This is a genomic window from Microcoleus sp. OTE_8_concoct_300, from assembly GCF_031383065.1.
Classification (GTDB): domain Bacteria; phylum Cyanobacteriota; class Cyanobacteriia; order Cyanobacteriales; family Microcoleaceae; genus Microcoleus.
Window position 1 is genome coordinate 18,256 of the sequence record NZ_JANMZH010000509.1, and the last position, 20,940, is coordinate 39,195.

17 protein-coding genes are annotated in these 20,940 nt (G+C 47.4%); 8 read left to right on the top strand and 9 right to left on the bottom strand.

Features of this window, described 5'->3' with window-relative positions; translation table 11 throughout:
• Window positions 1-133: 133 nt before the first annotated feature.
• From recG to rpsB, 4 genes are all read right to left on the bottom strand, one after another.
• Window positions 134-2,641: an ATP-dependent DNA helicase RecG gene (recG, locus tag ACUVJL_RS23500; protein WP_445248046.1), complete on the bottom strand. Its 2,508-nt coding sequence runs from the start codon at window positions 2,639-2,641 to the stop codon at window positions 134-136.
• 136 nt (window positions 2,642-2,777) lie between these two features.
• Window positions 2,778-3,728 (bottom strand): hypothetical protein, encoded by a 951-nt coding sequence (locus ACUVJL_RS23505; protein ID WP_445248047.1) that lies wholly within the window; start codon window positions 3,726-3,728, stop codon window positions 2,778-2,780.
• A gap of 197 nt (window positions 3,729-3,925) precedes the next feature.
• Window positions 3,926-4,591 (bottom strand): translation elongation factor Ts, encoded by a 666-nt coding sequence (gene tsf, locus ACUVJL_RS23510; protein ID WP_445248048.1) that lies wholly within the window; start codon window positions 4,589-4,591, stop codon window positions 3,926-3,928.
• Between the two features lie 329 nt (window positions 4,592-4,920).
• Complete coding sequence (gene rpsB / locus ACUVJL_RS23515) at window positions 4,921-5,748, bottom strand: 30S ribosomal protein S2 (protein ID WP_445248049.1); 828 nt, start codon at window positions 5,746-5,748, stop codon at window positions 4,921-4,923.
• 429 nt (window positions 5,749-6,177) lie between these two features.
• Here rpsB and ACUVJL_RS23520 point away from each other — a divergent pair, with 429 nt between their 5' ends.
• The 5 genes from ACUVJL_RS23520 (at window position 6,178) to ACUVJL_RS23540 (ending at window position 11,323) form a co-directional block, all read left to right on the top strand.
• Window positions 6,178-8,382, top strand: coding sequence for a cation:proton antiporter (locus tag ACUVJL_RS23520; RefSeq protein WP_445248050.1), 2,205 nt, complete (start codon window positions 6,178-6,180; stop codon window positions 8,380-8,382).
• Window positions 8,383-8,564: 182 nt separating this feature from the next.
• Window positions 8,565-9,074, top strand: a complete 510-nt coding sequence (locus ACUVJL_RS23525; protein ID WP_445248051.1) for a hypothetical protein — start codon at window positions 8,565-8,567, stop codon at window positions 9,072-9,074.
• 92 nt (window positions 9,075-9,166) lie between these two features.
• On the top strand, window positions 9,167-9,415 hold the full coding sequence (locus ACUVJL_RS23530) for a hypothetical protein (RefSeq protein ID WP_445248052.1): 249 nt from the start codon (window positions 9,167-9,169) through the stop codon (window positions 9,413-9,415).
• A gap of 105 nt (window positions 9,416-9,520) precedes the next feature.
• On the top strand, window positions 9,521-10,147 hold the full coding sequence (locus ACUVJL_RS23535; RefSeq protein ID WP_445248053.1) for a DUF3038 domain-containing protein: 627 nt from the start codon (window positions 9,521-9,523) through the stop codon (window positions 10,145-10,147).
• A 3-nt stretch (window positions 10,148-10,150) separates the two neighbouring features.
• A complete protein-coding gene (locus ACUVJL_RS23540) occupies window positions 10,151-11,323 on the top strand; it encodes a DUF4335 domain-containing protein (protein ID WP_445248054.1) in 1,173 nt (390 codons plus the stop codon).
• A gap of 414 nt (window positions 11,324-11,737) precedes the next feature.
• Here the strand turns inward: ACUVJL_RS23540 and ACUVJL_RS23545 are convergent, their stop codons facing one another.
• Both ACUVJL_RS23545 and ACUVJL_RS23550 read right to left on the bottom strand, forming a co-directional pair.
• Entirely contained in the window at window positions 11,738-13,816 is a 2,079-nt protein-coding gene (locus ACUVJL_RS23545) for an abortive infection protein (protein WP_445248055.1), read from the bottom strand.
• Between the two features lie 5 nt (window positions 13,817-13,821).
• A complete protein-coding gene (locus tag ACUVJL_RS23550; protein WP_445248056.1) occupies window positions 13,822-14,493 on the bottom strand; it encodes a hypothetical protein in 672 nt (223 codons plus the stop codon).
• A gap of 833 nt (window positions 14,494-15,326) precedes the next feature.
• Here ACUVJL_RS23550 and ACUVJL_RS23555 point away from each other — a divergent pair.
• On the top strand, window positions 15,327-16,262 hold the full coding sequence (locus ACUVJL_RS23555; protein WP_445248057.1) for an OmpA family protein: 936 nt from the start codon (window positions 15,327-15,329) through the stop codon (window positions 16,260-16,262).
• A 165-nt stretch (window positions 16,263-16,427) separates the two neighbouring features.
• Here the strand turns inward: ACUVJL_RS23555 and ACUVJL_RS23560 are convergent, their stop codons facing one another.
• A complete protein-coding gene (locus tag ACUVJL_RS23560) occupies window positions 16,428-17,540 on the bottom strand; it encodes an AI-2E family transporter (RefSeq protein ID WP_445173508.1) in 1,113 nt (370 codons plus the stop codon).
• A 144-nt stretch (window positions 17,541-17,684) separates the two neighbouring features.
• On the opposite strand from ACUVJL_RS23560, the gene ACUVJL_RS23565 reads away from it, so the two are divergent.
• Complete coding sequence (locus ACUVJL_RS23565) at window positions 17,685-18,635, top strand: alpha/beta fold hydrolase (protein WP_445248058.1); 951 nt, start codon at window positions 17,685-17,687, stop codon at window positions 18,633-18,635.
• A 26-nt stretch (window positions 18,636-18,661) separates the two neighbouring features.
• Window positions 18,662-18,808 carry a hypothetical protein gene (locus ACUVJL_RS23570; protein WP_445248059.1) on the top strand — a complete coding sequence of 49 codons (147 nt, stop codon included), beginning with the start codon at window positions 18,662-18,664 and terminating at the stop codon, window positions 18,806-18,808.
• A 91-nt stretch (window positions 18,809-18,899) separates the two neighbouring features.
• Here the strand turns inward: ACUVJL_RS23570 and cysS are convergent, their stop codons facing one another.
• Window positions 18,900-20,459 carry a cysteine--tRNA ligase gene (gene cysS, locus ACUVJL_RS23575; RefSeq protein WP_445248060.1) on the bottom strand — a complete coding sequence of 520 codons (1,560 nt, stop codon included), beginning with the start codon at window positions 20,457-20,459 and terminating at the stop codon, window positions 18,900-18,902.
• 71 nt (window positions 20,460-20,530) lie between these two features.
• The coding region (locus ACUVJL_RS23580) for a Uma2 family endonuclease (RefSeq protein ID WP_445248061.1) at window positions 20,531-20,940 on the bottom strand (410 nt) is incomplete at its 5' end.

Here is a 20,940-nt window from a genome sequence, read left to right on the forward strand (position 1 = left end):
TGAGTTGTCAGAAACCGGGTTTTTAACCCTCATATTTGCTTAAAACCTTCAATCTCCGTTAAAAAACCCAGTTTCTCGGTAGGCAAGCGGGTAAGTCCTGCTATAAAAAGTTGGTGTGTGCCTCCCAAACTATCTAAGTCAAAATCGACCCACTCATCATCCGCTGATATCTCCGCTCCAATTCATCCCGCACCACCGGCCACTGATTCAAACTTTCATCATTCTCAATTACCATTTGAGCCGCCGCCCTCGCCAACTCCAAAACCTCCTGATCCTCCACCAAACTGGCCAAAGCAAAATCCGGCAAACCCGACTGCCGAGTTCCCAAAACCTGACCAGGCCCGCGCAATCTCATGTCCATTTCCGCAATAAAAAAGCCATCTTGAGATTGTTCTAAAACCTTCATTCTCTGCATAGCTTCCGCCGTTTTGGAACCGGGCATTAACAAACAATAAGAACGGTTGCTGCCCCGACCGACTCTACCCCGCAACTGGTGCAGTTGCGACAGTCCAAAACGCTCAGAATTTTCAATCAACATTACCGTGGCATTCGGCACGTCTACTCCCACTTCGACCACAGTAGTAGATACTAAAATATCAGTTTCTTTGTATCGAAACTTTGTAATTGCCTCATCTTTGTCAGCACTGCTCATCCTGCCGTGGAGCAAACCCACCTTAAACTCAGGAAATACGCTTTTTTGCAGTTTCTCTTGTTCCTCAATTGCCGATCGCACGTCCAACTTTTCCGACTCCTCCACCAGCGGCAGCACCACATAAACTTGACGCCCGCTCGCCACTTCCCGCCGAATCAAATCGTAAGCTTGGCTGCGTTCTTTGGCAGACAGTACAGTGGTTTGAATAGCCTGCCTACCGGGGGGGAGTTCATCAATTTGACTCACATCTAAATCCCCGTGCAGCGTCAGCGCCAGTGTCCGGGGAATGGGAGTTGCCGTCATCGTCAGAACGTGGGGAGCTTCGCCTTTTTGCTGCAATTTAGCGCGCTGCTGCACACCGAATCTGTGCTGTTCGTCAATTACCGCCAAACCCAATTTATGGAAATTCACCGTATCTTGAATCAGGGCGTGAGTTCCCACTAAAACAGGCAATTCTCCGGTTTCTAACTGGCTGTGAATTTCGCGGCGCTTTGCTACTTTTGTGGAACCAGTTAACAGTTCGACAGACAAGTGCATCAAGTTAAACCAACCTACCAATTTGCGGTAGTGCTGTTCTGCTAAAACTTCTGTGGGCGCCATTAAAGCGGCTTGATAGCCGGATTGAATTGCTGCTAGCATTGCCACGACGGCTACTACAGTTTTGCCAGCACCGACATCGCCTTGCACTAATCTGTTCATCGGTTGCGACGAAGCTAAATCGTTGAGGATGTCGTTAATTACTCTTTCCTGAGCATTAGTCAACGCAAAAGGCAAGATTTCATAAAAATGTTCGATCAATTTGCCACTAGGAAGGATGACTGCACTAGCTTGAGCTTTCCTTTGGGTTTGGCGGCGCTTTAAAAGTCCTAATTGCAGGTAGAAAAATTCGTCAAAAACTAAGCGGCGGCGGGCGGCGGCCAAACAATCTCGATCGAGGGGAAAGTGAATATTAGTCACGGCATCGGCTAAACCCATTAAACCGTAACGCTCGCGCAAATCCTCTGGTAGGGATTCTGGCAACATTTTCGCCGCCGGCATTGCAGCCAAAATCGATCGCCTCACCGAACCAGCATCCACCCCCTCCGTCAGCGGATAAACTGGTATCAGGCGGCCGACTTTCATTGATTCGATCGCACCGCCGGAGTCGTCTAATACTTCTAACTCAGGATTTTCTAAAGTAATTCCATATTTACCCTGCTTCACCAACCCCGAAGCTGCCAGCACCGCACCAGTACAATACTCGCGCTTTTTGAATTCTTGCCAACCGCGATTACTGTAGCGAGGGCCTGCAAAAAAACGACTGATTTTTATTTCTCCGGTGCGGTCTTTTAAAACTACTTCTAATATGGTTAACTTCTTATTTTTCGGACTAGAAAAGCAATTACAGCGCTTTACTTCGGCGATCAAAGTGACAGTTTCCCCAGCTACCAGCTCGCGAATTTGTACTTGCTTTGCATAGTCGATGTGGTTGCGCGGATAGTAGTAAAGCAAGTCGTATACAGTGTATAAACCAAGTTTGACCAAGCGGTTGCCGTTGGCGGGGCCGATGCCGGTGACGCGGGTTAACTGTTGGTCAAGAGTCAGGCCCGGCGGTGGGGCTGCTGAGTTCAGGGGTGCAGTTCGGGGAACGGGAACTGCTGGGGCGGTTGCTAAGTCCGGGTTTGCGGGTCTGACTTGTCGTGCAAGTTCAAGCTGGTGGTGAGTTTCTTGTTCCCAAACTTGCTCCATGTGCCTCAGAAAACTGACCGTAATGGCGATCGAATGCTGGCGCTGTTCGAGATCCTTCTGAGGGTAGATGTCAAATTCAGCGGCTAGTTGTCTAGCTCGATCGCGCGAAGAAGCCGCCACAGCAACTGCAAGCTGTCTCAAACTGAGCCCCAGAAACTCGCTGAAGCGGTATTGACTGCCTTGGATGTCGTTAAATCCGCGATCGGCTTCTACGGAAAGAGCTTTTTGCAATCGCTGCCATTCGGGTTGATTATTAGTCATCAGTCATTAGTAATTAGTCATCAGTCATCAGTCATCAGTCATTAGTCATTAGTCATTAGTCATTAGTCATTAGTTATTAATCATAGCTCAATAATTCCTGACAACTGACAACTGACAACTGACAACTGTCAACTGACTAATCTTCAAACCAACTCGATCGCCAAGCCGACTCAGCCTCCACCACAGCGAGTTCCCGCTGCTTTTTCTGGTAATCGCGGCCGAGCGAGTTCAACCTTACAGAAAGGTTGCGAATTTGCTGGCGCCAAGCCGAGGTTCCCGCATCAGCAAACTCTATTTCCGACAGCCGGAGTTTAACCGCTGTAATGTGCAGCGCCCTACTAGCCAATGTTTCTGACAAGTTTCGCGATGCTGATGGGGCATCGGTTTCAATGATTAAGTTTAATAAGTTAGGCGGTCCGGCCACGCTGTCCCCGGAAGATTCAGCACCAGAAGCAGCTTCTAGAACAGGTTCTGGCAATTGACTGGGCAAGATTCCCGACTGTTGCAGCAAGCGGTTGGTATCGCGAGAAAGCAGCTTGATAATATGGGCGATCGACTTTTCAATACTATTTTGCCAGCGCGCCAAACTTTCGGGGGAATTGGTTTTTGGCACCTGGTAATTTGCCACTGAAAATAGATAGTTAGTCGCGGAAAGTTCTTTTTTTTCCTTTTCGTCTTCTTGGTCTTTTTCGTCTTTTTCGTCTTCCTCGTCTTTTTCGTCTTCCTCTTCTTCCTCTTCTTCCTCTTCTTCCTCTTCTTCCTCTTCTTCCTCTTCTTCCTCTTCCTCTTCCTCTTCTTCTGCCTCTGAGTCAGTCACCAGCGATCGCAATTTTTCCTCCGACGCCGCAGCCAAACGCCTTACAGACTGCTGCATTTTTTGCCGCCCGTCGAAGGACAACTTGAGAAACGACTCCGGTACTGCTTGAGTGCAAAGGTGATAGCAAGCCAAAATTAACTGCTGCCGCACCGCTTGCCCCAACGCCGTTAAATAACCCTCGTAGGTACTCTGAAACTCCAAACTCAAGGCTGCTAAAGCCTCTTCGAGTCCTGCCAAATCTTGCTCTATTCGCTCTCTTGCTCGCACCATATCTCTCGTATAAAATTAAAATAGGACGCGGGCGAAAAAATTAGGTTTCTGCCACAAATTGTCTGAGTCTCCATTTTATTCTGGTTAGAAACGGGGTGTTTGTTACGCAGTGCAGGAGTCCTGTAAAAATTAAAAATTAAAAATGTTAAAAATCAAGTTTTCACATTTTTAATTTTTAATTTCCCATCTTAATTTATTTAAGATTCTTTAACACCCATTTGGGCTGCCACTTCCTCAGCAAAGTTAGCTTCTACCTTCTCAATGCCTTCGCCTAAGACAAAACGCACGAATCGACGCACTTGGACATTTTCTCCAATTTGGGCGATCGTTTGTTTCACCAACTCTTCCACCGAGATATTCTGATCTTTAATAAAAGGCTGATCCATCAAAGATAACTCTTTCATGCGCTTCTCAATCCGCCCTTGAACAATCTTTTCTTTGATGTTGTCCGGCTTGTTGCCCAAGTCATCTTTGCCCATTTCAATTGCCTTTTCTCTTTCGACAATTTCGGCGGGGATATCTTCAACTTTCACGTATTCCACATTCGGGCAAGCTGCAATTTGCATCGCAATATCCCGCACCAACTTTTGGAATTCTTCGCGACGTGCCACAAAATCTGTTTCGCAGTTAACTTCCACCAGCACTCCCACGCGGCCGCCGGTGTGAATGTAGCTGCCTACTATACCTTCTGAGGCAACTCGTCCACCTTTTTTACCTGCCGAAGCCAGACCTTTTTTCCGCAGCCACTCAATGGATGTTTCGATATTGCCATCGTTTTCAACGAGGGCTTTTTTGCAGTCCATCATGCCCGCGCCAGTTTTTTCGCGCAGTTCTTTAACAAGTTTTGCAGATATGTCCGCCATCTTCTTTAAGTTCCCAATCAAAATTAGTTATTAGTCATTAATCATTAGTCATCAGTCATTAGTCATCAGTCATTAGTCACTAATCTTAATGTTAATGATTAGACAAGAGTGAAGAAATACCCAGTCTACCTTAGGGCGGACTTTCTAGGTCTAGCGCCACAATAAATTCTGGGGCTGGCACAATGAATGCTTTTGCCAGAACTCTACTAATGACTTAGACTCGTGCCATGTACAATTAAAAATTAAAAATATCCAACTAAAAATAATTATTATTTTTAATTTTCAATCTTTAATTTTTAATTTCCTGGTGTCAGAGACCGAGGGCAATACTAGCTCTCGGTTTCTTCCCCTTCAGCGTCTGCGTCGTCGGGATCTACATAATTGGGGTCATCCAATTCTTCGATTTCGACATCATATTCAGCGCCTTCGTAGCCACCCTCGTAGTCGTAGTCTTCCTCAGAGTCGCCGCCCTGCTGACCGTGACGACCTTCGTAGATGGCATCAGCCAACTTGCCGACAATCAGCTTGATCGATCGAATAGCATCGTCGTTCGCCGGAATCGCAATGTCCACCAAATCCGGGTCGCAGTTGGTGTCCAACAGAGAGACGATCGGAATTCCCAACTTTTGGCATTCCAACACCGCATTATACTCGCGGCGTTGGTCTACCAGCACCACTCCGTCGGGAATCTTGCGCATAGATTTAATCCCGCCCAGATATTTCTGGAGTTTGGCCATTTCTCGGCGCAGCACCGAAGCTTCTTTTTTCGGCAGCAAATCGAGGGCGCCGATTTCCTCGCGGCGCTCCAAATCCTTGAGGCGCTCCACCCGGGACTTAATTGTCGTCCAGTTGGTGAGCATTCCCCCCAGCCAGCGCTGGTTGACGTAATAAGCACCGCAGCGTTGAGCTTCTTGGGCTACAATCCCGGCAGCTTGGCGCTTCGTACCCACGAACAAAAACTTTTTGCCTTTTTCTGAGGCCACTCTCATGTACTCGTAGGCGTCTTCCATAAGCTGAGCGGTTTGCACGAGGTCGATGATGTGAACCCCGTTGCGCTCTGTAAAAATGTAGGGAGACATTTTCGGGTTCCACCGGCGGGTTTGGTGTCCGAAGTGAACCCCTGACTCTAACATTTGAGCCAAACTGACTACTGGCATTGTATTTTTAACTCCTGATTCGGGTTAATCCTCCACCCGGTCGTATTTCTGAAGGTTTGCGCCCTCGAAACACCCGAAAACCCGGATGTGCGAATTTAAACAACTTTTCTAGTTTATCACAGCGCGCCCTACTTTTTCTGACAATCTTATATCCCTAGGGTGGGATGGCTGATGGCCACCCGGAGGTGAGATTTTGTGCGGGGTGCCCAGGCGGAGGTTAGAGTTACTCGCAAGCGCTTCTTCAAAACGAAAAATCCAGGGGGATGTTGCCAAAGCCTTTGTTCGCTTGTGAGAGAATGGCGTTGTTGGTGCGCCTCTTGTGCCTTCTACCTTCGATCGAGCTAGTCTCCTTTTTTTTTCGATCGCCAATTCTGCCGGCTTTACTGCCGTGCCCTCTCGATCCGCAAAAATCCCAAAGCTAAAAACGCCATGCCCATCCCCATTCTCGTCCTGCTTGAAGTTCTAATTGTCATCGCACTTTCGAGACTTGTCGGTTTAGGGTTTCGATCTATCAAACAGCCTCAAGTCATTGGAGAAATTGTAGCAGGAATTATGCTCGGGCCTTCTCTGTTGGGCTTAGTTGCACCAGATTTAGCAACAGCACTTTTTCCAGCAGAAGCCGTTCCCTTCCTCAACGTGCTGTCTGAGGTGGGGCTGATATTTTTCATGTTCTTGATTGGTTTGGAACTGAATCCCAAGTATCTCAAAAGCAATTTAGATATCGCGATTTTAACTTCTCACGTCAGCATTTTAGTGCCGTTTTCCCTGGGAAGCTTGCTAGCGCTGCTGCTTTATCCCATCGTTTCAAATAATAGCGTTTCCTTTACAGCGTTTGCCCTATTTTTGGGCGCTGCGATGTCAATTACTGCCTTTCCGGTGCTGGCAAGAATTATTACAGAACACAACTTGCAGAATACAAAATTGGGGACGCTGGCCCTGACTTGCGCTGCGGTAGACGACGTGACGGCGTGGTGTTTGTTGGCGGTGGCGATCGCAGTTACTCGAACTAACTCCATGATCGGCGCTTTGCCAACCATTTTTGCATCTTTAATTTACATCGGTTTCATGATGACTGTAGTCCGCTGGCTCTTGCAGTGGCTTTCCGGGCACTACACCCGTACCGGCAGATTAACACAGTTAGTGCTGTCGGGAATTTACATGGGAGTTGTAGCTTCTGCCTTAATTACTGAATTGATCGGCATTCATTTAATTTTCGGTGCTTTTTTGCTGGGGGCCGCCATGCCGAAAAATGCGGGATTAACTAGAGAATTAGCTGAGAAAACCGAAGATTTTGTCCTGATATTTCTGCTGCCAGTCTTTTTTGCTTACAGCGGTTTGCGCACTCAAATAGGCCTGCTCAACAGTCCCGAATTGTGGCTGCTGTGCGCCGCAGTTTTGGGAGTGGCAATTGTCGGCAAGTACGTCGGCACTTACGTGGCGGCCAGAGTCTGTGGCATCAGCAACCGCGAAGCTTCAGCCCTGGGATGGCTGATGAATACTCGCGGTTTGACTGAACTAATTGTGCTGAATATCGGTCTTTCCCTGGGCGTAATTTCGCCGCTGCTATTTACGATGTTAGTCATCATGGCTTTAGTCACAACTTTTATGACTTCGCCTCTGTTGGAGTGGACTTATCCAAAACGGTTAATTCGGTTAGATATTTCAGAAGTTAGCTCTGAGGAGTCAGAATTAGAAAATTCACCAATGGCGGGTAGCAGCGAAGAAACTGCTAAAAAAATGCTGCCAACTTATCGGATTTTAGTACCGGTTGCCAATCCCAGCACGCAGAAAGGTTTACTGCAACTAGCGGTAGCGCTGGCGCAGCCGGCCACTGGTATGGGTGGTGACGATTTACAGTCGGCGGCGGTTCATCCTCTGAGTTTGATAGAATTAAATGAGGATTATGCCTTTAAAAGTACGCCTGCGGAAGCCGATCGCGTTATTCAAGAGCGCCGCTCGAAATTATCAGAATTGATTGATAGTTTGGAAGTGTCCGAGGCGAGAAAATTCGTACATCCCATCATTCGGGTTACTAATGATGTAGCCCGGGAAACGGCACAAATTGCGGAGATCGATCGCGCGGATTTGATTTTAGTAGGATGGCACAGGCCTACTTTTAGCAGCAACCGTTTGGGAGGACGTGTTGGTCAAATTCTCGGCAACGCTAAGGTGGATGTAGCAATTTTTGTTGACAGAGGCCGGGAAAAGTTGAATAACTTGTTAGTACCTTACGCGGCTAACATTCACGATGATTTGGGGTTAGAATTGGCGCTGAGACTGTTAGTTAATAGCGAGGAACGCCGTTTGACGGTGCTGCGGGTGGCGGTTGACGGGGAAGCTGGAAACGAGCTGAGTTACGATTTTCAGCGAGTGATGGATCAGTTGCCGGTTGAGGTGCGATCGCGGATTGAAACTCCGATTGTGGAGGCGGCTGAGCCAATTCAAGCAGTGGTGGCGGCTTCTGCTAATGCTGATTTGACTATTGCGGGTACGAGTCGGGAGTGGGGAATTGAGCGCCAAACTTTGGGGCAGTATACTGATGAATTGGCTGTGCAGTGTCATTCTTCGCTGCTGATTGCCCGGTGCTACGTTAAAGTGCGATCGCACTTGGCGTCGGTACTTCCTCAAAGGTAGTCAGTTAACTGTTGACTGTTGATTGTTGACTGTTGACTGTTGATTGTTGACTGTTGACTGTTGTTATTAGTTATTGGTTATTGGTTATTTGTTAGTTAGTACCAATGCCCTGTTTGGCCAATGCCCTGTTTGGCCCATGCCCTATGCCCTGTTTGGCCCATGCCCAATTACCAATTACCAAGATGATGAATCATTTAAGCCTCAAATCGCTGGCATTTTACGGAATTGCGATCGGCTCAGTTGCGCTGCTGTTTAAAGTAGTCAGTGCTTACGGCGAAACAAATTTAAAGGCGGCCCCGGCAATTGGGGGAAGTTATCGCTTCGATGCTCAAAGTTTGCCAGAATGTCTCAAATCTGATTCCTTGGTCTTGACAATCGAGCAATCGGGTGTTTATTTGAGCGGTAATTTGCGATCGGGCAGCAGCGAAGCCGATCGCGAAAAAATAGCCGAGGAGACACCTCCTCTACATGGCAAGTGGGAAAATCAAGGATTGAGTTTGTCGGGTGCGGTTCCTAATTTAACGGGTTGCAGCGATTCCACAGCAACGGGTCAAAACAGTTCTGTTAAAATGCGAGGAATTGTGGAGGGAGAAAGCCTCAAGGGAAAAATTAGTCTAACTGATAAGGCGGGGGCTACTGATTTTACAGCTCAAAAAGAAGCGCCGCCGAAACCCCAGAAGAAGGAACATTGATCGATCGTAATAGGGAATCGGTAATTGTCAAATTCTTGCTCGGTTTCCGACTCTGTGATATTAAATCCGGTTACGTCGGAAGGATGTCGAGGGTGCGAACGTCCCGCTCGCTTTCGGAAACTACAGCCCAACCCAGGAAAAATTATAATTCCGCAGCAGGCGATCGGCTTGGTCAAATCATGGATCAAGAAAAACTCAGCGGCCGACTAGTGCGACTAATCCGATCGCGCGTAGCGGCCAAAGCAGTAAAAATGCTGTTGGGCGAACTTGTCCGCGAGCTCGTCTACTCCCAAAACCCAAGCATCGAATCTGAAATCGAGCACCAAGAATTGTTAGAGTGAAATATATACATAAAAGTCAACGATCAAAATAAAGTATCGCTGAGGAGTCGTCGGTTCTGAATTTGTCATGCCCGAGACCCCACATACCCGTATAGTTTGTTTGGAATGGATGTTGCCGTGATATTAATGCAGTCAGAAACTTCGCTTACCCAGTCAAACCCGTTGATTTTAGACAGTTTGCCAGACTTGTCGCCCTCCAATGGGGGATGTCCCCGCCGGGCCAGATTGCAAATTGACTTGATGTTGCTGGCGATCGAAGCCTTGTATCTAGGAGGTGCTGAAGAAATGCTGGCAGTGTCAAAGGACCTGGAATTGGAATCGATTATCAAAAATCGGGTTGCCCTTTGGCTGATGCGCAATACTAACCCGCTGAGACGCTACACCCAGCGCCGCTCCCTTACCATGGTGGAGGCAAAAGCGCTGGTGGCGATCGCCTGCAATATGGCGCGCAAGTTAACCGCGACAATTCGGCAATTGCTGCTAGACTCGCAGCAGTTGCGATCGAGAAATATCCCCCTCAACCAGCACTTGCCACTGGCCGAGTATTTAGAACGCTTTCGAGCTCACTTTCGATCGCGCATGAACCCCAAGCGATCGCTAGTTGCAGCTTACGATTCCGACGACAAGCTCAACGAACTAGCTTTGAACTTGTTGAGCAACCTGCTATTTTGTACAGGCACAGCCGGAATGCAGCGCTTCTGGGTTAGCCTGTTTGATGGAGAAGTTGAATAAAAAATGACTATTAGGCGTCAGTACAGTCTGCCAAATTGCACCCTGGTTCTAGAAGGGTTGAGCGATGGATCGGCAACCAGCCAGTTAGATAAACGGCCGGTGCTTTCCATACTAATGAGCGCTGAATGCTATGTGACCGGTCTCGGCGAGCCCCTAAGCGGGGGACGAGAGTTTTTTGAAAGCTTGGTGAGGGTCGTTAGCAGCTACGCTCAAGAATTTATGAGCGGAGTGCATTATCCCGATCGCTACGGCCCGAATTTGGGTATGGTGCAGTTGCACAGAATTGACGGGAATTTGCATCGGTTGACCGTTCTACCCACCGAAACAGGCAGCCCAACCCAAATCGATCAAAAAACAGAACTGTCGGCAAAAGTAGATTTGACGACAGTACAGCTATTTGACTTAGTGGAAGCGATCGATCAGTTTTTTGCCGACACGCAGACGCTGCCGGAATTGTCACTGCAATTAACCCCAATTTCCAAGCGTTACGTCAAGTCTGCCGAACCTTTGGCGAAGCGGAGTTTGCCTGCTGTCGTGGGGGTGTCGAGTTTGGCTTTGGCTGCGATGGCGTTTTTCTTGGTGCCAGTGCCCGAAGTCCAGCGCCCCAGAGATCCGGTGCCGCAGCCCAATGCTGGGGGCCAGAATCTGGGAACGCCGAATCCGGGCGGATCGGGTTCGCCTAATCCCAATCCTACGCCTGCGGCTGACGGTTTGCTGCCTAGGACTCAAACTCCGAACGCTGAATCTAGTTCGCCGACTCCGAGCCCCACGCCGCAGTCGGACGCTTCACCGTTGGCCACACCGCAGTCGAACACTTCGCAGGAAATCACGCCCAGTCCTGTTTCTGAAGGTTTGGCAAGCCCTCAGGTGGCAGCCGTGCCAATTAGCGATCCAGGGGAAATTGAGCTGTTGAAGGGCAAACTTTTTCAGCAAATTGACGGAGTTGTGAAGAATAAGCCTCCGGTTGATGCGGAGTTGGTTTATCGGGTGAGTGTGGCCCAAGACGGCGCGATTGTCGGTTACAAGTCGGAGAATTCGGCAGCAGTCGATATATCCGAAACGCCGTTGTCGGAGTTGCTTTACAAGCCGGTTGGCAGCAGGCCACCTGCGGAACCCCTGGCTGATTTCCGAGTAGTTTTTGCACCAGACGGCAAAGTTCAAGTCACTCCTTGGTAATGGTTGATTGTTGACTGTTAACTGTTGACTGTTAACTGAATCAAATCCGGCTTTCATACCCCTTTTATTCTTTAGTCCTTCTCTGCTAGGACGAAAGTTTGTGTAGGATCGATTTTAACTCACATCTTGCACCATTCTCAAGAACAGGCAAGATGCCTGTTCCACAAAGAGTGAATTTTCTTGTGGAACAGGCATCTTGCCTGTTCATAAAAAGCTTATTGAGAATGGTGCAACATCTTGGTTTTAACCGCCGAGTCTTATTATGGGGACCCAGAAACCGGGTTTTTTACGAAAATACGCGTTGTAAGCTGCAGATTCGCTAAAAAACCCGGTTTCTTTGGTCGTAGTGCGTAAGTGCTGTAGGATTCAAACCCACATTCCGCACCCTGAAGTGGCCCACTGTTTTTTTAGGATTCAAATTCCTGTCGGTGCGGTAGGCTCAATATCTGGGTCAAATCCCCCGACTTGATTTGTGCGAATTATCCACAAAAATTCTCCTTGTTTTAATAAAATTTTGGCGATTTCATCTTGGGTGCGCCTGGGCAGCATTGTTCGGTAACTAATAGCAGCTTTGATCAGGTTCGCTATACCAACAAAAGAGGTTTTTTTCATTTCCGAATCAATCCCCGCTAAACTCGAATTTTTGTGCCAATCTGGACGGACAATGCCGAGGGGCATTAATACTTTTTCTAAACTCTCTCCTAAAGCTACTAACTTGTGAAATCTTTGAGTTTGTGCGGCGGCAGGATTTGTTTTCAGCCAGTCTTGAATCTGAGGATTTGACTCTATTTCGGAAGTGATTTTTTTTATTGTCGCGTAAATTGCCTGACTTGAATCTTGGACGCAAGAAGTTGCTGGCGTGACTAAACTTGCGCCGGTGCCGTCTCCGCTGCGGTAGCGGGCCATCATGATATCTAGTTGCTGGTTTAGTTCGGTTAAAGGCGACAAGGTGATGCCGCCAAAATCGTAGTCACAACACACGCAATCTAATTTACAGATGATATCGCAAACCGGGCGATCGCCCAACCAGCCGCGCTGCAAGTCTCCCATGTAGCTTTGCCATTTGCTGGAACCGGCAACAATTCCGTCGGGATTGTGGGCGTAAACTTGTTTGTATTCTATGTCAAAACGCAGTTCGCTGGTAAATCGATCGCGCACCACTTTTGCTACTCCGAAAGCAAAATGTCCCGTGACAATTCCCAGCGGTGTCTGTTCGCCTTTTTTGCCACCGATACCGCCGAAACTGTGAATCACTATCCCGATATCTCCTTCTTGCCAAGGAGAGATTGAAGCGTTTTCTGTAGCATCATTTGGGGTTAACAATACTATTTTTGCTTGCCCTTTTTGTGCTGGTGTATTTTCCCAATTTTTGCTGCTTAAATAAGCCAGAGATTTTTCCAGACCGAAATGTGTTTCATCTGGTGTTAATTGGGCAATTTTGCGGGGTTCGATTGCCTGCACTACAAACATACCGTCTTTGTCTCTTTCGCCGTAAATGTACCACCCCTGTGGATTTAATGGCGATTTTTCGATCAAGTGATTGGTAGACCTCGCTACGCCAGTTTTGTCTGGCTGTACTTGCGGAATCCGAATGATTTCGGCGGCGCCGTCAAATTGTTTAGATGTTTTGTTGAAATGCCGGACAATAAATTTGTCGCTGTCGGGTTCTTTTCGTTGCAAAATGGAGACGAAGGCGCATAAATGTCCGATAATTTGTACTGGTTCGCGATCGATCGTGAGTTCATGGCGATCGCTGCTGCTATAATTAATCGCAATCACTGGCCTGCGTAGCATCACAGTCACGCTGTCTTCAAGTCGGCTGCCTGCTAGAGTTTCTAAAGGGCCTACATTTCGCCAGCCGTTCAATCTATCTGGATGAATGTTGCCAGATTTTTTACTATCTATAGCCTGTTTTGTGAAGTTTAGATCTTGCGTTACTGCGTGGACAAAAAACTGTACTTCGCGATTTGTACTCCATTTCAAAAATGCTGTTTTGCAAATAAAATCTTGATATTTTTTTGGTGCATTTGTTACTTCAAAAAACACGGAACCGTAGGGCTGGCGCTGTTCGTTTGAGGGCAAAATTAACCGCCCGTGCCAAAGAGCGATCGGCTTGTAGAGATGGGCAACTGCGGCTGAATTTTCGCAGATTATCTCCGGTTCAAGCGGTTCGGAAATATCGGTTTCTGGTTCAAAAATAGCAGCAGCTAAATTGCCGTCACTTTCTACGAATTGCGGTTCTAAAAAAACCTTTTCAGGTTCGGAAATATTAGCGGTTAAATTTTCATTTTTTCTTTTGAATGCTCGGATAAAAAAATGGCGGTTTTCCTCTAATTTCGCCTGCAACCAATTGATGCAAATCCGAATAAAAATAAAAGCTGTTAGACCGCAAATAACAGCCAGAACTATCAGCGCCAGAGTCAAAATGAATTGGTCGAAAGATTGACCTGAAAGTAAAAAAAATGTGGGCCAGATCAAAGAAAATACCGCCATAATATCTAAAAACGAGTTTTAGGTTCGATCCAGTCTGTGCTGGCTTGACTGCCGAAAACTAGGGGTTTGTCCTCGCTGACAGCTATCGTTTGGCCGGTCATATCAACTGCACAAAGAGGCCAAGATCGATCGCCCAAATTGCCGGCGCGGAACAGAACTTGTCCGGGACAAACTTGACTCCAACCCAACAATACAGCATGAGTGTAAAGACTGCGAGCGGGAGCAACGGTATAAGTGTAATTATCATTTTTGTCCCAAATGACACCGTAGTCGGACATATCGGAAGAGTTGAAAAGTGCTTCAAATTCGCGGGCGAGAACGCGGGAACCCTCTTGATTCCAAGAAACAGGCACTAAAATGGCGATCGTCCCGGACATATCTGTGTCATCGTTAGCATACATTCCGCTTTCCGCCAGGGGCGAAGCAGCCGCCACTGTTTGCAGTTCCCCGGTTTTGAGATTTTCCACAAACATGACGCTGCTAACCCGACACCGGGCGAATTCTGCCTGTACTTGCAACTCAATTCGACTGTAAGCCGCGTATTGGCCGTTAGTTGAAACGAGGGAAGGACTGCGATAGTAGCGGAGGCCTGTGCCGGCAGTTGAGCTCACTTTAGCATGAGTGGCACTAATCCATTCCCAAGGAACGGGATAAGGGCTATTTAAAGGGTCAGTCATCGGCTTTTTTTCCAAAATTTTTACGCAATTATCCAACAGATTCAGGCTTGCACGCAACAAACTAGAAACCATGTTTCTGCCTCGATGCTTCGCCGCCAAACCCGAGATTTGTAGAAACCGGGTTTTTTTTCAGATTTGAGATTTGTCCTCCCATCTAAAATCTAAAATCGATCGGCTTGCGGGGGCAAGGTCTGGTGACTTAATTTAGTTCGTTACACAACTTAACTCAAGTTTTATTAAAATCTCACAGTTAATCGAAATTACTATCGTATCTGAACCGAGAGGGAGTTTGACCTTATCACCTGATACTTTACTAGACCTCTTGCAAAAGTCCTTTTCATCAATTGATGGGACGGGCTCTTCGGCCCATCCCACAAGAAAAAATAACTCTTGTGGGATGGGCCGAAGAGCCCGTCCTAGTTATTTTTGCAAGAGGTCTACTCAACTTTCCCTACTTTCCCTCAAGGGAATTATGGCGATTATATTGACAAACGCTCCGTTTTGTGCTATAATGTCTAGATAAACCCAAAAACTAAAGCAATTTGTTTCTGGTTGGCAATTTTTTTCTGGTTTGTAAACCACGGTGGATTTAAAAATGACCAGCCTATAAAAAGGTCGAAGGGGATACCACGATTCGTTAAATTGGTTGAAAATAATGATTAAACAATGGCTAAAAGCTTAAAAAAAAATAGTTGTAGTGACAAAAAATAGGGTGTTGCTATACCCGAATTTACGGCAGGAAAGAAGCAGGAGTCAGATCGAGCAAGGAAAATACTTAGAGTTGAATGGTGCAGCAAAGATAAAATTGAGCCAAGTTTTGTACAGCAGGAAATATGACGCGATCTTTTAACCACAAACCTTCAATCCCCCCGACTCGCGTCTCGAAGTCGCGGGGAAAAGGTTTGCTTGTACTGTCGCTGATTTTTCGGCTGCTGCTACTGGGGGTAGGCAGCGGTTTTGCCTGGGTTCTGGGGATGGCGATCGCTCAAATTTATCCCTCCGGGGCGGCAGAGATGCCGCTGGCAGAAAGATTGCTGCGTCTAACTCAAAATTTGACCCCCAGCCCGACACGCACACCAGCAAAGCAAATTCCGCCGCTGCCGACACCAACGGCTACACCCAGTCCCCAGTCAAAAGTCAGTCCTGCCCAGAGAGAGAAGTTGCAGTCGGATTTGAGGCAGTTGCAGGGCGAGATCAACGCGCTGATCGGCCGCACGGCGGCTTTGGAAAGTCAGTTGGGCATCAGTCGCCCGACGGAAACTTTGGAAAAGCGGTTGCAGTTGATGTCGCGGGAATTGGCGGCGCCGGAAACGGTGGCAACTCCTGTTCCTGCTTTGCCCGCGATCGGCAGTAGCCCGAGTCTGAGGCCTCAAACTGTGAATACTGCGCCACAGAATGCCAATAATCGGGTGTTGGCCGGGGATGGGCTGATGGTAACTCTGCCCAGCGATGTTTTGTTTGATACTGGCAGCATTTCTTTGCGCCGGGGAACGAGTGCGATTTTGGACAATTTGGTCGCGGATTTGGGCAATTACGAGGGGGCTACTGTGCGGGTTGCGGGCCACACTGACGACGCGGGGGAAGCGGCGGACAATCGCAATGTGTCGTTGGCGCGGGCTCAGGCTGTGGTGCAGTATTTGTCTGGTGTGCTGGGCCAAAAGTATCATTGGGTGGCGATCGGCTATGGGGAAAGTAGCCCTTCGGTAGACAATAGTTCTGATACTAATCGGCAGCGCAACCGCCGCATTGAAGTGGCAATTAGTCCTTAGTCGGCGGACTTGTGGATACTAGATTTATTGCATGAATCTTGGATTGATGGTCAACCGCAGATGTAAGGCAGATAAACGCGGATAAACGCAGATAATTTCTAGAGAGGTGAGCGAATGCTGGCAATTGGAGTCTACTATGTTGAATTCTCAAGGCGTAAGCTGCTGTCACGCTGAAGGTGTAATAGGTGGCAAGTCTGAATTATTTTTAGCCCGATCTATTGCCTCTCGATGTTCGCTCCTAAGTTTCGGTTTTAAATACAAGTTCTCAATCAAAGCTGCTACTCCTGCAAACCAAGGCGGTACAATTACTGCTCCGATAATTCCCAATACTTGAACGCCTCCCAAGACAGACAGCAATTGATATAAAGGATGCACCCCAACTGATGAACCAACCAGCAAGGGATCGAGGACGTAGGTTTCCAAATTCTGGATGATTACAAATAACAGCAATACCCACACAAATAGCCAGCCGCCTTTAGCAAAGGCTACGATTAATGCTGGTACTGCTCCCAAAACTGGCCCGATGAAGGGAATTAAGTTGGTAACGCCGGCGATCGCACCCAAGCCTAAAGCAAATTCCGGCATTCCCAAAATGCTCAAACCTGTGGTAATAAATATCCCTAAAATGCCCGAAACTAACACTCGCCCGCGAATATAACTCCCCATCCTTTGACCGATTGGCGTCGCTTGTGCGGCTAATCTTGCATCCCAAGGTTTCGGGAAAAACTGCACCAAACTTTTAATTAATGTGTCGCTGTCTGCAACCATGTAACCGGAAATAAATAAGGCTAAAACTAAGCTGAAGAAACCGCCTAGAATGCCTCTCGTTAAACTGTACGATCGCAAAACCAGTTGTTGGCTCGATCGAATCAGCCAATTAGTCAGCGATTGAGTGTCAACCAACTGACCCACCAAGGTTGGGGCATCGTCGCTCAACCGACTCAATACATTAGTTGCCACAGTTCGCAAATTTTCGACATAAACTGGTAACTGCCGCAGCAGTAACTCTATTTGTTCGATTACCGTGGGGCCGATTAATACTACCGTCCCGGTAAATCCACCGATGAGAGTTAAATAAACCATAATCACCGCCAGCCAGCGGGGAACCCGCATCGTTTGGGCCCAATTAACGATCGGGACGATCGAAGCAGCCAGCACGACTGATATCATCAGAATTACTAGCAGGCTGCGCAATTGCCACAGCAGCACTAGCAGCAAGGACGATCCTACAATCAGCAGCAAGTTAGGTAAAGAAATAGTTATCCGTTGTTCTGACATGATTAAGTAATCAAGGTTTGTATTTGCGCTTATGTCCTCCCGCCGGGCGGGTTTATTTATATTCTCAGTTACCAAATATATTTCGGGTAAAACCCGCCCCAACTCATATTATAATAAAAAGTAACATCGGCACCAAAAAATAATATGCAACCGCCCTATTCAACCCAAGATTTATCCACAGTTTCGTCTATAAAATCACCAACGCTGTTTTACGAATGGCAAAATTATCGCTGTGCTTATGATGTTTATAACCCAACTATTGGGACAGAAGAGAGCATCCCTTTGTTATTAATCCATCCGATAGGCGTGGGTTTGTCAAGAGTTTTTTGGCAGAGATTTTGTGAGAGTTGGTACAAAGCAGGGAACAGTAATCCGATTTACAATCCCGACCTTTTGGGCTGCGGCGATTGCGAAATGCCTGCTGTGGCTTGCTATCCTGACGATTGGGCTGCACAGTTGCAGTATTTCTTGGAAACTGTAGTGAAAAAACCTGCGATCGTACTCGTGCAAGGTGCTTTACTGTCTGTAGCCTTGGCTTTAGCAAAAATGCAGCAGGAAAGCGGCTCAAATTTAATTCGCGGCTTAGTTCTCGCCGGGCCTCCCGCTTGGGCTGTGATGAACAAACATTCGACAGAAAAACAGCAAAGAATTGTCTGGAATTTGTTAGGTTCTCCCTTGGGAAACGCTTTTTATCGCTACGCCAGACGCGCTGAATTTTTGCGTTCTTTTTCTGCGAAACAACTGTTTGGCGATGCGGCAAAAGTTGACGGCGAATGGTTGGATGCTTTGCAGGCTGGGGCGGCGAATCCTGACAGCCGTCACGCGGTTTTCTCGTTTTTATCGGGGTTTTGGCGCCAGGATTATAGTAGCACGATTCAAAAGTTCGATCGCCCCGCACTCGTTGTGATGGGAGAAAAAGCCTCAAGCATCAGTCAAGCGGGTAAGGAAGAGAAACCGGATGAAAGATTAGCGCAATATTTGGCTAACTTTCCCCATGCGGAAGGTTTGTTAATTCCGGGGCGGAATGTTTTGCCCTACGAATCAACCGCAGAATTTGTGGCGGCTGTTGCGGAGTTTGTCAATGGGATTTTTTAACCGCAGATATTAGCAGATGAACACAGATGAACGCGGATGGAATTTCATCTGCGTTCATTCGCGTTCATCTGCGGTTTAAAAACTCTGAATTTCAACTGCGGAATGTTTTGCCCTACGAATCAACGGCAGAATTTGTTGGGGCTGTTGCGGAGTTTGTCAATGGGAGTTTTTAACCGCAGATGTCAGCAGATGAACACAGATGAACGCGGATGGAATTTTATCTGCGTTCATCCGCGTTCATCTGCGGTTAAGAAACTCTAAATTTCAACTGCGATGCCAGATAGTTGTACCATCTTTTTGATCGATCAGAGTAATGCCCCGATCCTTAAGTTCGTTGCGAATTCTATCGCCCTCTGCGAAATTCTTAGCTTTTCGGGCATCTTTCCGCTGCTGAATCATCACCTCAATCTCCTCATCAGGTAATTCGCTGATTTCATCTTCAAGACTAGAAGGTGCGTAATCGCGAAAAATGAAGCTATCGCCAATGAAATGCTCACTTAGCCACTCAGGTTTCCTAAATCCTAAAACTTCGGCTAACTTAACAAGATTCTGCCACTTTTGTTGCAACACTTCCGAAGGTATTTCCGTTTTTCCCCCATGTACAATTATATTCCTTTCGCGCCGCAATTCCTTCGCCAATTCAAACATAACAGCTAAAGCATTAGGAGTATTGAAATCATCATCCATCGCTGCTCTAAATTGCTGTACAGCCTCACTTTCCACTATGGGCAATTGCAGAATTTTTTGTGAATCCCAGCCCAATTGGGAACCGTGCAAACCACCAAAAGCTAGGCTTTCTTCAAGAGTCTGCCAGCCATTTTTTGCAGAGGCGATCGCCTCTTCGGTAAAATCAATTTGACTGCGGTAGTGCGCTGTTAAGACAAACAGCCTCACCGCCATCGGTGCCACCGCTTTTGACTTCTCGCTTCCTTCCAAAGCTGTATCGCCCGACCAATTCCCATCCAACAAATCGCGAATTGTAATAAAATTGTGCAAAGATTTCGACATCTTTTTGCCGTTGACAGTCACAAAAGCATTGTGCATCCAATAATTAGCCAGGGACTTGCCCGTCGCGGCTTCAGATTGAGCAATTTCGTTTTCGTGGTGCGGAAAAGTTAAATCGGAACCGCCGCAGTGAATGTCAATTGTTTCGCCCAAGCAATCGCGCACCATCGCCGAACATTCGATGTGCCATCCGGGGCGACCTTTTCCCCAAGATGAATCCCAAGCAGGTTCTCCGGGTTTAGCGCTTTTCCACAGGGCAAAATCAGAGGAATCTTGCTTTTTTTGAGCTTCTATTTCTGCGGTTTCCAATCTACCGCTAGCCCCTGCCTGCATTTCTTCCAACTTGCGGCCGGAAAGTTTTCCGTAATCGGCAAACTGCCTCACGTTGTAGTAAACGTCGCCGCTGGAAGCATAGGCATAACCTTTATTTTCTAATTCGTGAATCAGCCGTTTAATGCCGTCGATTGTATGGGTGGCGCGGGGATATTCATCGGCCCTAAGAATATTCAGCTTGTCCATATCTACAAAATATTCCTCGATGAAGCGTTCCGCCACGGCTTCCATTGTGGAATTGGTTTCGCGGGCGCGATCGAGAATTTTGTCGTCAATATCTGTAAAATTCTGCACGTAGCGCACATCGTATCCCCGCCACATCAGATAACGCCGCACCATGTCCCAAACAATGTAAGCGCGCGCATGGCCGACGTGGCAGTAGTCGTACACCGTAACGCCACAGCAATACATCCGCACTTTTGGGGGTTCGAGGGGTTCAAAAGGTGATTCGCGACGGGTCAAGCTGTTGTAAAGCGTTAGGGCCATGGGATTTGAGATTTGGGATTGACGTACTGCTCTAATTTATTATATTGCTGTTGGTGAATCTTTCGGTGTCACTACCAAACATCTGTTAAATCTAAGACAAATCCTGGTAACACATCTTCCCCTGACAAAGTGCTGGGATTATTTAATATTTCCACATCCTGATTTTGTTTGTATATTTCGACTTTCTTATTTTTGCGATCGATTAACCACCCCAAACTTGCTCCATTTGCCATGTATTCCCGCATTTTTTCCCGCAATGGTTCCAGGTTGTCAGACTTAGAGCGCAATTCTACAACGAAGTCTGGACAGAGGGGAGCGAAGCCTTCTTGTTGTTTGGGTGTGAGAGTTTGCCACCGTTCTAATTTAACCCAGGAGGCATCTGGGGAGCGATCGGCACCATTGGGCAGTTGAAAACCAGTAGAAGAGTCAAATACTACTCCTAGCTTGGTTTGGCGATTCCACTGCCAGAGTTGTCCTGACA